The organism is Paucisalibacillus algeriensis (assembly GCF_000577245.1).
GTDB lineage: Bacteria > Bacillota > Bacilli > Bacillales > Amphibacillaceae > Ornithinibacillus.
In genome coordinates this window covers 61,335-76,343 of the sequence record NZ_CBYO010000004.1, presented here as the reverse complement: position 1 = coordinate 76,343, position 15,009 = coordinate 61,335, and the positions used below count along the sequence as shown (strand labels likewise).

At 36.8% G+C, this 15,009-nt stretch carries 16 protein-coding genes; 8 read left to right on the top strand and 8 right to left on the bottom strand.

The annotated features are described in order from the left end of the window. Window positions 1-79: 79 nt before the first annotated feature. The 3 genes from TY11_RS01945 to TY11_RS01935 form a co-directional block, all read right to left on the bottom strand. Entirely contained in the window at window positions 80-766 is a 687-nt protein-coding gene (locus TY11_RS01945; RefSeq protein ID WP_042142321.1) for a DsbA family oxidoreductase, read from the bottom strand. Between the two features lie 219 nt (window positions 767-985). Further along, window positions 986-2,044, bottom strand: a complete 1,059-nt coding sequence (gene fni / locus TY11_RS01940; RefSeq protein WP_042142319.1) for a type 2 isopentenyl-diphosphate Delta-isomerase — start codon at window positions 2,042-2,044, stop codon at window positions 986-988. An 82-nt stretch (window positions 2,045-2,126) separates the two neighbouring features. Continuing rightward, a complete protein-coding gene (locus tag TY11_RS01935; protein WP_042142318.1) occupies window positions 2,127-2,669 on the bottom strand; it encodes a hypothetical protein in 543 nt (180 codons plus the stop codon). Between the two features lie 82 nt (window positions 2,670-2,751). On the opposite strand from TY11_RS01935, the gene TY11_RS01930 reads away from it, so the two are divergent. The 3 genes from TY11_RS01930 (at window position 2,752) to TY11_RS01920 (ending at window position 4,639) form a co-directional block, all read left to right on the top strand. Further along, window positions 2,752-3,348 carry a TetR/AcrR family transcriptional regulator gene (locus TY11_RS01930; RefSeq protein WP_042142316.1) on the top strand — a complete coding sequence of 199 codons (597 nt, stop codon included), beginning with the start codon at window positions 2,752-2,754 and terminating at the stop codon, window positions 3,346-3,348. A 20-nt stretch (window positions 3,349-3,368) separates the two neighbouring features. Continuing rightward, a complete protein-coding gene (locus tag TY11_RS01925; RefSeq protein WP_042142315.1) occupies window positions 3,369-3,908 on the top strand; it encodes an HD domain-containing protein in 540 nt (179 codons plus the stop codon). 119 nt (window positions 3,909-4,027) lie between these two features. After that, a complete protein-coding gene (locus TY11_RS01920; protein WP_155982645.1) occupies window positions 4,028-4,639 on the top strand; it encodes a hypothetical protein in 612 nt (203 codons plus the stop codon). Between the two features lie 39 nt (window positions 4,640-4,678). Here the strand turns inward: TY11_RS01920 and rsgA are convergent, their stop codons facing one another. Further along, window positions 4,679-5,737 (bottom strand): ribosome small subunit-dependent GTPase A, encoded by a 1,059-nt coding sequence (gene rsgA / locus TY11_RS01915; RefSeq protein WP_042142312.1) that lies wholly within the window; start codon window positions 5,735-5,737, stop codon window positions 4,679-4,681. A 262-nt stretch (window positions 5,738-5,999) separates the two neighbouring features. Between rsgA and TY11_RS19730 the strand changes: the two genes are divergently transcribed. Then, complete coding sequence (locus TY11_RS19730) at window positions 6,000-6,485, top strand: nucleoside deaminase (protein ID WP_052345690.1); 486 nt, start codon at window positions 6,000-6,002, stop codon at window positions 6,483-6,485. 41 nt (window positions 6,486-6,526) lie between these two features. Here the strand turns inward: TY11_RS19730 and TY11_RS01905 are convergent, their stop codons facing one another. Then, window positions 6,527-7,351, bottom strand: a complete 825-nt coding sequence (locus TY11_RS01905) for an aldo/keto reductase (RefSeq protein WP_042142311.1) — start codon at window positions 7,349-7,351, stop codon at window positions 6,527-6,529. Between the two features lie 149 nt (window positions 7,352-7,500). Here TY11_RS01905 and TY11_RS01900 point away from each other — a divergent pair, with 149 nt between their 5' ends. Genes TY11_RS01900 through TY11_RS01890 form a run of 3 tightly spaced genes read left to right on the top strand, consistent with a single transcriptional unit; the run spans window position 7,501 to window position 10,251 of the window. Continuing rightward, window positions 7,501-7,857 (top strand): VOC family protein, encoded by a 357-nt coding sequence (locus tag TY11_RS01900; RefSeq protein ID WP_042142310.1) that lies wholly within the window; start codon window positions 7,501-7,503, stop codon window positions 7,855-7,857. Window positions 7,858-7,868: 11 nt separating this feature from the next. Then, complete coding sequence (locus TY11_RS01895; RefSeq protein WP_042142308.1) at window positions 7,869-8,768, top strand: DUF899 family protein; 900 nt, start codon at window positions 7,869-7,871, stop codon at window positions 8,766-8,768. A 43-nt stretch (window positions 8,769-8,811) separates the two neighbouring features. After that, window positions 8,812-10,251 carry an amidase gene (locus TY11_RS01890; RefSeq protein ID WP_042142306.1) on the top strand — a complete coding sequence of 480 codons (1,440 nt, stop codon included), beginning with the start codon at window positions 8,812-8,814 and terminating at the stop codon, window positions 10,249-10,251. A gap of 120 nt (window positions 10,252-10,371) precedes the next feature. Here the strand turns inward: TY11_RS01890 and TY11_RS01885 are convergent, their stop codons facing one another. Beyond that, complete coding sequence (locus tag TY11_RS01885) at window positions 10,372-10,887, bottom strand: hypothetical protein (protein ID WP_231495752.1); 516 nt, start codon at window positions 10,885-10,887, stop codon at window positions 10,372-10,374. A 182-nt stretch (window positions 10,888-11,069) separates the two neighbouring features. On the opposite strand from TY11_RS01885, the gene TY11_RS01880 reads away from it, so the two are divergent. Next, complete coding sequence (locus TY11_RS01880; protein ID WP_042142302.1) at window positions 11,070-12,845, top strand: methyl-accepting chemotaxis protein; 1,776 nt, start codon at window positions 11,070-11,072, stop codon at window positions 12,843-12,845. A 717-nt stretch (window positions 12,846-13,562) separates the two neighbouring features. On the opposite strand, the gene TY11_RS01875 is transcribed toward TY11_RS01880, so the two are convergent. Both TY11_RS01875 and TY11_RS01870 read right to left on the bottom strand, forming a co-directional pair. Next, entirely contained in the window at window positions 13,563-14,132 is a 570-nt protein-coding gene (locus tag TY11_RS01875) for a DNA-3-methyladenine glycosylase I (protein WP_042142301.1), read from the bottom strand. Next, a complete protein-coding gene (locus TY11_RS01870) occupies window positions 14,116-14,967 on the bottom strand; it encodes a sulfurtransferase (RefSeq protein ID WP_042142299.1) in 852 nt (283 codons plus the stop codon). The genes TY11_RS01875 and TY11_RS01870 overlap by 17 nt, the downstream gene beginning before the upstream one ends. Between the last annotated feature and the right edge of the window lie 42 nt (window positions 14,968-15,009).

Sequence of the window (15,009 nt, the reverse complement as noted above, 5' to 3'; positions counted from 1 at the left end):
ACGGCATAGCCAAGTACAGTCTGATTACTTATTACATAAAAAAAACTTGCTAGATACATAGCAAGCTTCCAATTACATGTTATTCATCTTCAACTTCACAATCTTTTCCCATACAATAAGTAGTCTTTGAATCAGATTTATTCAATGATTCTAAAGCAGGATTTTTACATTCTTCTTCCCAAACTTTAACAAGAACTTGTTCAAATACATCCTGTGGTTGTGCACCGGATAGAGAATATTTTTCATTAAAAACAAAGAATGGTATACCTTGTACGCCAATTTGTCTTGCAAGCTCCTTGTCTTCTAGCACACGGTTTCTAAAACGCTTTGTCTCTAGTACATCCTCTACTTCTTCCTCATCAAGACCAACTTCCATAGCAAGTCTTTTTAACGTTTCGTAATCACTAATTAATTCCGAGTCAGTAAAGAACGCATGTAACAACTTCTCCACTAGCTCTTTCCCTAGGTTTTTTGTTTCCGCATATTTGGCAATCCGATGAGCATCAAATGTATTGGTATGCTGCATTGTATCAAAATTATATAATAAACCAACTTTAGCAGCCTGGTTACCGACATTCTCATTCATTTGATTTGCATACTCTAAAGGCATCCCTTTTTTTGATTTAGCATCTGGGGCAAGTTCATAACTTTTAAACTCAATTCTTACTTGGTCCCGATGCTCAAAGTTTTCTAGAGCTAATTCTAGTTTCCTTTTACCGATATAGCAAAATGGGCATACAAAGTCGGACCAAACCTCTATTTTCATGTACCGCACCTCTCTCTATTGCTTACAAATATATTACCATAACATGATTTGCGGTAAATAATGTTGTGCTTATTAATAAAAAAAGAGGGGTAAATGTAATGACCATAATTTGAAATTAAATTAGAATCAATGCTCATATATGCCTTAGAAAGACGTTTGTTTTTGATTCAAGAATTTATAATGGAGAAAAGACAATTTATCTTCTCTCCCTTACTCTAGTTAATTCTGTTCATCTAACAGAGATCTTCCCATAATATTAACTCTATTTGTGTTCTTTAATTCCCCCAAATCCCTGGCACCAATACCGAACATTGAGATTTTTAATTCAAACTCAATTTGCTCCATTACTTTTGATACAGCCTCAACTGATTCTGTTGCCGCTTGTAGCAGTGATCTTGCAAATCCAATGACATCTGCACCAATCGTTATTGCTTTTGCAGCATCTAAACCAGTCTTCATTCCACCACTTGCTACTAACGGGACGTCCTCTAATTTACTACGTACAGAAACAATACAATCTTTCGTAGGGATTCCCCAGCTATTAAAGGCTTCCGCTGCAGCTTTTCGTAACGGGTCCTGTGAACGCAATTTTTCTACTTGGCTCCAGGAAGTACCACCAGCTCCAGCCACATCAATGAATGTTACACCCACGTCTTGCAGCTTTTTGGCAATAATACCATCAATTCCAAATCCAACTTCCTTTACACCAACCGGAACGGTTAACGACTTACAAACCGCCTCAATTTTAGGTAGTAAATTGTCAAAGTTTAGATCACCTTCGTCCTGGATAACTTCCTGGAGGGTATTTAAATGAAGATAAAGTGCATCCGCTTCCGTTAGGTCTACTATTTTTTGGGCATGTTCTGGCCCATAGCCATAATTAAGTTGTACCGCACCAAGGTTTGCAATTAATGGAACAGTAGGTGCCTGTTTTCTTATTAAAAAGGAATCTTGATGTTTATCACTTTCAAGTAGTGCTCTTGTGGAACCAAGTGCAATGGCCCAACCTCTTTGTTCCGCTGCCGAGGCAAGGTTCTGGTTAATTTCTGTTGCTAACTCAGATCCACCTGTCATAGAGCTGACTAGGAAAGGAGCCTGAAGTTCTTTATTTAAAAAATCGGTATTTATATTAATATCATTAAAATTAATTTCTGGTAATGCATTATGGATGAATGATATTCCTTCTAATCCAGTTGACTTATTCACACCTTCTACTTGATCAGTAAGGCATAATCGAATGTGTTCTGTTTTACGTTTATTAATTCCTTGTTCAGCCATATTCACACTTCCATTCCAATTTATCTACCTATAGTTTACTTGTTTCTTAAAGGGATTGAAAGTAAAGTGATGATGAAATGAGCTATACTTCATTAGGTGCTTTTCTTGGGAAAATTGTATAACTAAAGCTAATAACAAAATCGACTACTAGTATGAGTGACCAAAGCTTCAGTGTACCGATGAGTGCCTCTGTTTGATCTGTATTATCAATTAGTATAATAATACCAATCAATGTAAGACTACCCATAACCCATGCTAGAAAATGTCTAAACCAACCAACACGTTCAAGTTTTGCATGTTCGGCTCCATACTTTTTTCCACCTACCGGCTTTTCCCCACCGGCAAAGTAATAAGAAAATTGTTTATCAGCCCAAGCAATCATTTGATGTCCAAATGCAATACTCACTCCAATATAAATAGCCGCTATACCATGAATGGTAGAGGCAACTGCACCATTCTTCAAATCGATAAAGGTCACAATTAGGAGAACTATATCCACAATTGGCGTACAGATAAGAAGAACATTACTAAGCTGTTTGTTTTTTAGTATATATCTTGAAAATAAACCTGCAATAACAAAGACCCAAAATCCAATTTCACAGGCAATGATTAGCCATCCAATCAATCTTCACATCCCCTTTTTGATACAATTGTACTAATAATATAACAAGTTATTTTATTTAATACAACTGTGTTATACTAAAAATATGCCAAAGATTGTAAATCATAACGAAAGAAAAATTAAAATTGCAGAATCTACTTGGAATGTCATTGTTCGTGAGGGGCTCGAAAATGCTTCGGTTCGCAAAATTGCAGCTGAAGCGAATTTATCGGTCGGCTCCCTTCGTCACTACTTTCCATCACAATCAGATTTATTCCTGTTTTCGATGGAACTCGTATCAGAAAGGGTTAGAAAGAGGATCGAAGGTAAAAATTATGACGGTCCCCCACTCGAAATGTTTCAGGAGGCATTATCTGAAGTACTTCCAATTGATGAAGATAGAAAAATTGAAATGGAGGTTTGGTTAGTCTTCTCAGCAAAGACCCTTGTTGATCGGAGATTGGAAGAGTTAAGTAAGAACGTTTTTATACAAATACGAACAGGAATTGAAAAGATTATCAACACTCTTGATTCTCTCGAATTACTAAAAGAGAATGTTGATCAACATGCAGAAGTAATTCGATTGCACGCACTTATTGATGGATTAGCAACTCATCATATCCTACATCCAAATACAGTAACAAATAAAGAAATGATTCTTACACTTCGGTACCATTTACTTTCCCTCTGTAGGGAAGTGTAAAAAGTTAGGAGAGGCTATCATTGAAGGAGAAAGCAAAGGAATTTGCCACTAAAGCCCATGCGGGGCAAAAAAGAAAAAACTCAAATGCGGATTACATTACCCATCCTATTCGAGTTGCCGAACGATTGGAGAAAGAAGGATTCTCAGAAGAACTAGTATGTGCAGCCTACCTTCATGATGTCGTAGAAGATACCGTTTATGAAATTAAAGACATTGAGAGACTTTTTGGAAAAAGGGTGGCTAGTATCGTTGCAGCTCATACGGAGGATAAATCAAAATCGTGGAAAGAACGAAAACAACACACTATTGATACCATCAAAAGCGCGGATAAAGAAGTTAAGTATTTAATCGTTGCTGATAAGCTTGATAATTTATTAGGGCTGGAAAATGACCTTCATGTAAATGGACCAGTTGTATGGAACAAGTTTAATGCAGGTATCAAAGAACAGAAGTGGTACAATGAGTCTATCGTAAAGCATATGCGGGCAGGTCTATCTAACCGTGAAACACCTGGTTACTTTGATGAGTACGAACAAGTGGTATCTCGTGTTTTTGATTGACGCTACTTTATACCTATCCAATGGAAATCTATGGTACTTACGAATCATTCTTCCAATATACTATACAATTTTTTCCCAAACTTATATATCATGAGAGGTAAGTATTTTGTATTGGAGGAATGAATAGAATTATGGAAAATCAAGATCAGGTAATAATAGAAAAACCGGAAGGACCTAATAGAAAAGAGCAACTAGATAATTACTTTCAATATGTCATTCAAGCAATAAAAGACCCGGATCACCTTCTTTCAGATGAAGTGAAAGGCAAACATCAATTTGGACTCATAACCTTAATAGCTTTTCTCGGTCTCGTATTATTAAGTAATTTAGTAGGGATCTTTCAGTACTTAGATGCATTGAGGTATCTTGGTTTCAGTGATTACTTTGACTACTTTGATCGTACTATTTCATACGGGGTAACACTAGCATTATTAATTCTTTTTTTCAAAAATAATGCGTCTAAAATTGACAACAGATATGATTTAAACTTCTTCTTTGAAAAATTTGGAGCATTACTCGCTATTCCAAGTTTATTATTATTATTATCCATACCGTTAGAATTGTTGGATGTCACAATCTATTTGTGGTTTAGTTCATTAGCCTATACACTATTGTACCTGTCTGTATTTATGATTTCTTATCTATATGTTGCTAAAAACAACATAAAGACAGCAATTTTCTATGTTGCTGGTTTCTACTTTGTTTATCAAATTGTGTCATTAATTCTGTAAACCAAAAGGCATTTGCCCATAACTGGACAAATGCCTTTTTTACCTCTTTTTATGCCTATAATTTTCCCTTTGTGTCTTACTAATCTTCTTCCATTTACTTTTTTCTTCAAGCTTTGCTTTTTGATCTTGCTTTCTCTTTTCAAAAGCAATTTCTCGTTGTAGCTTTACATAACTCTTATATCGTTCTTCAGAGAGCTCGCCATTTTCCAATGCCTCTTGAACTCGGCAGCCGGGTTCACTTTTATGACTACAATCTACAAATCGACATTCCTTCTCAAAAGCTTCAATATCTTGGAATGTTGATTCCACCCCAGATTCACCATCCCACAGCTGGATTTCTCGCATTCCTGGTGTATCAATAAGCATCGCTCCATTTGGAAGCATAAACATTTCTCGATGTGTCGTGGTATGGCGCCCCTTACTATCATCTTCCCGAATATCCTTTGTTTCCTGTATCTTTTCACCGAACAAAGCATTAATTAAAGTGGATTTCCCAACACCCGATGAACCTAAAAGAGCTCCAGTCTTTCCATTTGGTAATTGGTCCATGAACGTCTCTATTCCATCTCCATTTAAACTACTAATAGCAAGAATTGGAACACCTATTGCAACCTCACTAACTAATGAAATAGCACTTTCAACTTCTTCTTCCGTCATCTGGTCCTTCTTCGTTAATAATACAATTGGCGCTGCTCCACTTTCATAAGCTAATAACATATATCGTTCAATTCTTCTTACATTAAGATCATGATTAAGAGAATTAACAATAAATACCGTATCAATATTAGCAGCCACAACTTGAGCATCCGTTCTAAGGCCAGCAGCCTGTCTAACAAATTGGCTCTTCCTTGGAAGTACCCTTTTGATAACTGCCTTCTTTTCGTCAGGTAACTTCTGAACTTCTATCCAATCACCAACTGATGGAAAATCTAACGAACTTATTGCCTCATTGATAAACTTACCACTTAAATGTGCAAGATATTCTGTTTCCCCATCAGAAATGCGATAACTATTTTTCTGTACCGTCATCACACGAGCAACATGTTCTTCATTTAAATCATGGTCGTTTTTCCAGCCTAGTTTTTCTAAATTATGCAAGTAATTTTTCCTCCTTGGGTTTCATGGAGGATACGTTCTTATGCCGACCGTTCCTCCATCTTAAAAGTTTTATTCTGTTTTATTCCCATTCTTTTCATTTCTCTCATAAAACATCACTCCTCTTTCTAATGGATGAACCATTTATTTACATTAATAGTCTACTATATTTTTTCGAAAAAGCTACTATTTTCCAAAAATATTCTTGCCTGATATTAAATCATTATAGGATAATGGTCATATTACGATTGTTTGGGGGATAATTATGTTAGCCAACTTTCATGAATTAGATCATGTCCACTTCATGTCTGACGCTTTAAACGAGGCAGAAAAGGCTGGTAAACGTGGTGATAGGGCAATTGGAGCTGTCATTGTTCATCAAAATGAAATTATCGCTAGAGGTTCAAATCAAATAGAGTCCGCTGACAGTAACCTCATCCACGCAGAAATTGATGCCATGAATAAATGTGCTTCTTATCTAAGAAAACATGCAAGGGAATGTGTCATATACACAACAGTTGAGCCGTGTATTATGTGCTTATCCACTATTGTAATGGCCAATATACGTAATATTGTTTATGCCACGGAAGATAGGTACATGAATATGAAACCATTTATCCAATCAAATCCGTATATTGAAAAACGTATACATAATTATTTGGGTGGAATACTGGCAGAACGCTCTATTGAATTATTAAAAATGTATTCACCGGAAACTGCTGAAGTTGTACTACATGGTCATAAGTTATAAAAGAGATGCAAAGGAGAAATATCCTCTGCATCTCTTTCTATCTATTTATTATTAAACTCCGCTGGATCTGGTCCGTTTCTATGATTACGATTTAATCCTTCAATCTTTTTCATATCCACATCACTTAATTGAAAATCAAACACATTGAAGTTTTCCTCAATTCGGGAAGGTGTTACCGATTTAGGAATTACAATATTGTCGTATTGCAGATGCCAACGAAGTATAACTTGTGCTGCGGTTTTGCCATGTGCTTCTGCAATTTCCTTTATCACTTCATCATTCAACACGTCCTTACCATTCATTAACGGACTCCAAGCTTCCACGTAAATACCATGTTCTTTACAGAAAGCCTTTAGTTCTGTTTGCTGAAGATATGGGTGACACTCCACTTGATTTAGAACTGGGATAACTTTACATTCATCTAAAAGACGTTGTAAGTGTTCAATATGGAAATTACAAACGCCAATTGCTTTCACTTTACCATCATGATAAAGCTTCTCTAATGCCTTATATGTTTCAACATAAGTATTTTCTTTCGGCATCGGCCAATGTATTAAGTACAGATCAACATAATCAAGGCCCAATCTTTCTAAACTGGCATCAAAAGCCTGTAATGTTTCATCATAACCTTGATCTGAATTCCAAAGTTTCGTTGTAATAAACAGTTCTTCTCGTGGTACACCGGAGGCAGCAATTGCACGGCCTACACCTTCTTCATTTTTATAGACCATCGCCGTATCAATGGATCGATATCCAACTTCAATTGCGTTCTTTACAGCGGTTTCTGCTTCATCATCTGGTACTAACCAAACACCAAAGCCTAGCTTCGGCATTTTTAAGCCATTATTCAATGTTACATATTCCATATAATCGCTTCCTTCTCTATAAGATCATTTCCATTTTAACATAACCAGTTTGCAAGAAAAAATTTCCTATACGGTGTTGTATAATAAAGGATTTTTTTAGATCTTGTCGAATATTTAAAACAAGACAAATTATGATTGCGAGGGATTGCATGCTCAATCATGTATGTGTTTTAACCATTAAAGTACAGGATATAGAAAAAGGCGTCCAGTTTTACACTGAAAAACTTGATTTTAAAGTATCGAAAAAGTATGGAGAAAACATCATTAGTTTAGAACATAATGGGCTGCCTTTAATTCTAGAAAAAGCAGAATCAAATAATGTACCGGCTTCTTCCAATGTATTACTAGCAATTCAGTCTAGTAATATTCAAGAAGATTTCAAGAAACTTCGAGACAAAGGTGTAAAAGTAATTTCTAAAGAACCAATGCCTTGTCCTCCAGGGTATTTCTTTGTAATAGAAGATAACTCAGGAAACCAATTAGAGATTGTTGAATTTGTAAATTAGGGGATGATGATGTGGAAACAAAAGATTTATTAGCTGAAATTGAAGCCTTAGAAAAAGAAATACATGATAAGAAAAATAGGCTTGTGGAGTTGAGAAAATCCGCACCTCATGTTGAAGTTGAAAATTATATATTCAAAGTCCCTTCAGGCGGAGAAGTGAGTCTACTAGAATTATTCGCTGACAAGGATGAATTGATTATTATTCAGAACATGGGAAAATCATGCTCTTATTGCACCATGTGGGCAGATGGGTTCAATGGTGTATATCATCATATTGTGGAAAAGGCTGCATTTGTGGTTGCTACACCTGATTCACCGGCAGTACAAGATGCCTTTGCGGCAGAACGCAGATGGCATTTCCCCATGGTTTCTACCATGGGAACATCCTTTAAAGAAGACCTAGGCTTTGAGAAGGATGGTTACCAACATCCAGGGGTTTCCACTTTTCAGAAAGACAAAGAAGGGCGAATCTTTCACATTGCCGATGCTCCCTTTGGCCCTGGAGATGATTTTTGTTCGGTTTGGCCACTTTTTGACCTCCTTCCATCCGGCCAGAAAGGTTATCACCCAAAAAGAAAAATTAATAAAGAGTCCGATTTTGATTTGACTAATAATATAGCAATCCGAGTTCAAAATCAGCCAGAAGCTATTAATTTCTATACTAATATACTCGGTATGACAAAAGCATGGTCCAATGAAGATGAAACTAAGCTAACATTTGGAGGACAAAATTTTTATATTGAAAAGAGTAACGGAAACAAAATATTCTTCGAGTTAGCGGTGAAGGATTTTAAGAATGCGAAAGAAACTCTACTAACTCACGGTTGTGTAGTAACAAAAGAATACAATGAAAAAAGCCTGATGTTTGCCGATCCCTATGGATTAAATTTTCATTTATTTGAACGAGCATAACCGAAACAGGAGATGTTATCTACTTACATGAGGAGAGATATTAATGACAAATGTATTCCTTGAAGCTGGTGTAATCGAATTGCAAGAAGCTATGGAATCGGGTAAACTAACTGCAAAAAGTCTAGTCACGGCATTCCTTGAACAAATTGCAACCTATAATCAAGATGGCCCAAAACTGAATGCAATCTTAGAAATCAATCCAGATGCACTATTCATTGCAGAGTCTCTTGATAATGAACGGACTGAAAATGGCGCTAGAGGACCACTTCATGGTATCCCTGTCTTGATCAAGGATAATATTAACACGGGAGATAAAATGCATACTACTGCAGGTTCTGTTGCTTTAGCAAACCATTATGCTACGGAGGACGCATTCCTAGTAAAGCAATTACGAGATGCTGGCATGGTGATCCTTGGAAAAACCAATCTAACCGAATGGGCAAACTTTATCGCAATGGATATGCCAAACGGTTTCAGTTCCCTTGGCGGTCAGGTACTAAACCCTTATGGTCCTGGAAAATTTGATGTTGGTGGTTCAAGTGCTGGAACAGGTGCAGCGATTGCAGCAAACTTTGCCCCTTTAGGTATTGGAACAGAAACAAGTGGATCGATTTTGAGTCCTGCTAGCAGTAATTCCCTTGTTGGTATAAAACCTACTGTCGGATTAATTAGCCGTACTGGTGTGATTCCTATTTCAAGTTCACAAGATACTGCTGGGCCGATGACAAGAACTGTAGCAGATGCGGCTGTCTTACTTGGTGCACTCACTGCGGAAGATACTAATGATTCAGCAACTTCTACAAACCCAAATAGACTGACCGATTATACTGAATACTTGAATGTGGAAGGTTTAAAGGGAAAAAGAATTGGTCTTTCTCAATCATATTTAGATGGCTTACCTAAAGAGGAGCTTCAATTAGTTGAAAGAGCAATTGAAGATATGAAGAATCTAGGAGCAACGATTATAGATCCCATTGATTTACCAACAGAGTTACCTTCTATTACGGTGATGATTCATGAATTCAAAAATGGATTAAATGCCTATTTAAAGAATGTGGATCCTACTATACCTGTCCACTCACTATTAGATGTTATTCAATTTAATCAAAATCATGCAGATACTGCACTAAAGTACGGGCAAAAAATATTCTTAGAGTCTGAGTCTAAAAGTGGAAGATTAACAGAGTCTGACTATATTAAGGATAGATTAGAGGATATAAGACTATCGCAAACAGAGGGAATTGACAAAGCTATAAGCGAATATAACCTTGATGCACTATTATTTATAAACGATTACGGTGCGGGAATTGCTGCAAAAGCTGGCTATCCATCTATTACTGTACCTGCTGGTTATACAAAAGAAGGCAAGCCAGTAGGGGTCACATTTACCGGGCTTGCCTTTTCTGAACCTACTCTTATTGAATTATCTTATGCTTATGAACAGGCTACGACTCATCGTAGAGCACCGAAACTAGAACAATAGAACAAGAAGCAATCCATTTTAGGATTGCTTTTTGTTTGGCTTTTTTGTTAAGAGTAGTGACCTGGAACCTTGCCTCTCCCCAAAAAAAGACCACTCTTATTACAAAAGTAGTCTCCTCAATCATTCATCATCATTCCATATAATTTCGCCACATTTTTCCGTATGATCAATGGTTACATCAAAGTCATGTTTTTCATAGAAATACTGTAGCCTGTCTACATGACCATAATCTCGCTTTACTAAGTCACCCGTGATATATTGTACATTCTCTTCCTTAGCAATCTCTTTTAAATGGTTCATTAAAACCGAACCATAACCTCTATTTTCTTCCCCTTTAATCGCAGCTATATGGACGGTACTATCATCTTTCACTTCTGCTTGAAGTGCTGAATGCCAGTTTCCTTGAAATGATCGTTTACAACTATGCAACATAAGTTGCCAGGTATCTTTATCCCTGTCAGCATAGACAACAACCCACTCATCATTTGGTGTTTGATCAATACTAATCACTTCTGACTTTTTAGCAATTTCTTTGATGTTATTCTGCATACGATAAAGCTGTATTTCTAAATCATCCAGTTCTTCCTTTAATTCGTTCTTACTTTTTTCTTCTTGTAAGAATGCCGAATTGGTCAAATTTTCCCCTCCACTCATCTCTTACTTTAAAGAAACATACAGTTTGCTATTCTACTAGAAAACTAGTACAAAATGCAAGACCCTAAATAAGTTGTCGATTATTTTCAAATAATACTTTAAAATTCGACAAAATAACCGATATAATAAAGACAATGTTATCTATACAATCGGGGGATATAGAAATGAAAAATAAAAAGATAAAAGTTCCAAAGGGTAACAAAGAGAAAAAGCAAAAAAGTCCAAAAACAAGGAATCTCTTCAACTGGCAAAATGTAAAACTTAGTCGTAAATTTTTATATGTTTTTTTAGTATCAGCCGTTCTTTTCCTACTTTCAGGGACATTTGTTTATTACCAACTAACAAAAGGGCAGCAAGATGTGGAAGCAATAGATCAATATAGTGCTCGTGTAAATGATATGTCTAACTTGGCTTCATTGATTCAAGTAAAGGATGTTCAAATTTCTGATTATTTATTATCTAAGAAAACTCGTTTTATTGATGCCTATGAAGAATATCAGGTGCAATTTGATGAATTAAAAGCAAAAATAGAGCCCTCTTTAGAGACAGAAGAACAAAAGACACTATTTAGCCAAATCGTTACAAACGATAGTAAGATGAATGATTTATTCTATACTGAAATTAGTGACGCGGTTGAAATTAACCAAGATTATCTAGCAGCTCTAACGAGAGCACAAACATCAGAGCTTCGTGAAGAAACGGTAAACCTTGTCAATCAATTAATGGAAATTGTAAAAGCAGATCAATTGGAAGTTGTTACAAAATCCAAAGATAGTTTACAAATGGGTATAACCTCTTTAGCTATTGCAAATACGCTTGCTGTTGTTCTAGGTATTGTTCTATTACTATTAGTAAGTAGAGGGATTACTAAAAATTTACAAAAAGTTGTTCACACTACAAATGAGATTGCAAATGGAAACCTTGTAGCTAAACCTGTTGATTACAATGGAAAAGATGAAATCGGTCAGCTTGCTAATGCCGTAAATACTATGAAAAATAATATTCAAGATATACTATTTAAAGTTGCAACGGCTGCAAACACTGTTTCAGCAAGAAGCGTAGAACTTTCTCAATCAGCCGACGAAGTAAGTGAAGGAAATGAGCAAATCGCTTCTACCATGGAGGAATTATCCTCTGGTTCTGAGAATCAGGCTAATAGCGCATCTAACTTGGCAGAAAGCATGAGTGACTTTGTTCAAAAAGTACGCTTTTCAGAAGAAAACGGACTTGAGGTTGCCAATACTTCAGAACATGTATTAACTTTAACTAACGAAGGACAGGAATTAATGAAATCCTCTGTTGTACAAATGAAGCAAATAGATCAGATTGTATCAGGAGCAGTTGAAAAGGTTCTCGGCTTAGATAAACAGTCCGCAGAGATTTCTAAACTAGTCTCTGTGATTAAAGATATCGCTGATCAAACAAACCTTCTATCACTGAATGCGGCTATTGAAGCAGCTAGAGCTGGAGAACATGGAAAAGGTTTTGCAGTGGTCGCAGAAGAGGTTAGAAAGCTTTCTGAACAAGTAGGTTCGTCCGTAGGAGAGATCACTACAATTGTAACCAGTATTCAAAAGGAAACTGGTAGTGTAGTTGAATCACTCAATAATGGTTACACAGAGGTTAAGGAAGGTACTGCACAAGTCGAGGAAACTGGTAAGAACTTTGCTATAATCCACAATTCCGTGACTGAGATGGCAGCAAAAATTTCAGCCATCTCAACAAACCTTAGAGAAATTGCTGGCAATAGTAGTGATATGAATAATTTAATTGAGGAAATAGCAGCTGTATCAGAAGAATCCGCAGCAGGTGTAGAACAGGCAGCAGCATCTGCACAGCAGACATTCAGCTCGATGGAAGAAGTATCCAGTAGCGCTGAGGAACTAGAAAAGCTTGCAGAACACCTAAATGATGAGCTAAAGGTATTTAAGTTAGCTTAGATGAAAAACAGCTAGTCAAACTGGTCCAGCCAAAGAGAAATCCGAATAAATTAGAATTCATCCATCTGAATACTAATTTATTCGGATTTTCTTTTTAGCTGTTTTGTGAAATTTGTTGCAGATTTGATAGAAACTGTGCGGTACTTAAGATTCTTGTTAGAGCATCTGACCCGCTACGGAAATACACTCCGCTTTCACTTCCAGCACAAGTGCGACATCTGCTCGAAAATACCTCGCAGTGTCTACCTTGCCGCAGACACGGCCTCAGCCTCCTCGCGGAAAGACCGCCGCTGCGGGGACTTCGGACACGTGCTATTCCCTGGACAATGGTTTACGATGGGCGAGTAAGCGCAGTCCCAAGGAAAGCTTCGGCAGCATTAACATCGCACGAAGAAAATCGTTTTTTATTTTCGAGAAGTCTCCGTGTATTACCTACGCTAGCATTGCGTAAACAGTTTACTCCACTAAATAATACATTAACAATCATTATCTAGAAAAGATTACTAGCGTAGGCAGAATACGGAGACTCCTGCGGGAGGATAGGCATAGGTGAGACCCCACAGTGCGATCGCACGAGGAGGCTCACCAGCCGCCCGCGGAAAGCGGAGTATTCTGCCGGATCGGTAGTTCCTAGCTTCATAAATATTTAAATGGTTACCGCACATTTTCTATCTACATGTATAATACCTTCTACTCCGTAACCACCCGTAGAGCCTATTATACGTAAAGATAGCAATCCTCTGTATGGTCATTTACCATTCCTGTTGCTTGCATAAATGCATAGCAAATAGTTGGACCAACGAAGTTAAAACCACGTTTCTTCAAATCCTTACTCATTGCTTGGGACTTCTCTGTTTGAGCAGGTACTTCACCACTACTCTTCCAGTGGTTTAAAATTGGCTCCCCACCAACAAAACTCCATATATATGTATCAAAGCTCCCGAATTCTTCTTTTACCTTTAGAAATGCTCTTGCATTAGCAACGACAGAACGTATCTTTCTCTCATTACGAATGATTCCCTCATTTGTTAAAAGGGATTGAATTTTTTCCTCATCATAATTTGAGATTATAGTTGGATCGAATTGATCAAATGCATCCCGGTAATTTTCTCGTCTTCTAAGAATGGTAATCCAACTAAGGCCAGCCTGAGCACCTTCCAAGATTAACATCTCAAATAATTTTTGATCATCGTGAACAGGTCTTCCCCATTCATTATCATGATAATCCCTGTATAACAAATCTTCTTCAGGTACCCATGCACATCGTTTTTTAGTCATTTGTTTCATCCTTTGTTTCTACTTCATTTTCTTCGTAAGAAATCCAATCACTAAAGCTTCCTGGATATAACTTAACATTTGAAAAACCAGCTATTTTCAGCGCAATTACATTTGGTGTTGCGGAAACACCTGAACCACAAGAAACAATGATTTCCTTTGTTTTATCTAGTTTAGCAAAATGTTTTTCTAATTCTTCTTTGCGCTTCCAATTTCCGTTCTCATCCAGAATATTCATCCAAAAGTAGTTTTTAGCACCTGGTATATGCCCTGCTTTTTTATATAATGGCTCCGTCTTTCCTAGATATCGATCATAGCCTCTAGAATCAATTAAAGTAGCTGTCTTACTATGTATATTTTCCCTAATTCTATCAATATCTACTATTTCTCCTGAACGTGGACTGGGAATGAATGTTTTTGCCTTTTTATGTGGTACTTCATTTGTTACAGAATGGCCCGCTTTAATCCAAGCTTCAAATCCACCTTCTAAAATATACACATGGTTATGGCCCATATAATACAAATTCCACCAGAACCGAGGTGCAAACATATCATTTCCATTATCATAAACAATTACCGTTGTGTCTTGATCAATTCCCGCTCTACCTAGCTTTTCTGCAAAAACATCTACGTCTGGCAATGGATGGTTTCCACCGTGCTCACCGGGTGTATTAGACAAATCTTCTTCTAAATCAAAATATACCGCCCCTGGAAGATGCGATTCATTGTATGCTTCCCTCCCAGCTTCTGGGTTATTTAATTGAAATCGAGCATCCACTATCACCATTTCAGGATTACCTGATAATAACTTTTCTACACACTCTTCAATACTGATTAGATATGACATGAAAATCCTCCTTGTATGGACTACTATATATAACTAATTCGC

Coding starts and splice junctions, on each gene's coding strand:
- fni (WP_042142319.1), bottom strand. CDS start 2,044: ATGGCTGAACAAGGAATTAATAAACGTAAAACAGAACACATTCGATTA.
- TY11_RS01890 (WP_042142306.1), top strand. CDS start 8,812: ATGACAAATGTATTCCTTGAAGCTGGTGTAATCGAATTGCAAGAAGCT.
- TY11_RS19730 (WP_052345690.1), top strand. CDS start 6,000: ATGTTAGCCAACTTTCATGAATTAGATCATGTCCACTTCATGTCTGAC.
- TY11_RS01880 (WP_042142302.1), top strand. CDS start 11,070: ATGAAAAATAAAAAGATAAAAGTTCCAAAGGGTAACAAAGAGAAAAAG.
- TY11_RS01900 (WP_042142310.1), top strand. CDS start 7,501: ATGCTCAATCATGTATGTGTTTTAACCATTAAAGTACAGGATATAGAA.
- TY11_RS01945 (WP_042142321.1), bottom strand. CDS start 766: ATGAAAATAGAGGTTTGGTCCGACTTTGTATGCCCATTTTGCTATATC.
- TY11_RS01870 (WP_042142299.1), bottom strand. CDS start 14,967: ATGTCATATCTAATCAGTATTGAAGAGTGTGTAGAAAAGTTATTATCA.
- TY11_RS01920 (WP_155982645.1), top strand. CDS start 4,028: ATGAATAGAATTATGGAAAATCAAGATCAGGTAATAATAGAAAAACCG.
- TY11_RS01930 (WP_042142316.1), top strand. CDS start 2,752: ATGCCAAAGATTGTAAATCATAACGAAAGAAAAATTAAAATTGCAGAA.
- TY11_RS01905 (WP_042142311.1), bottom strand. CDS start 7,351: ATGGAATATGTAACATTGAATAATGGCTTAAAAATGCCGAAGCTAGGC.
- TY11_RS01875 (WP_042142301.1), bottom strand. CDS start 14,132: ATGAAACAAATGACTAAAAAACGATGTGCATGGGTACCTGAAGAAGAT.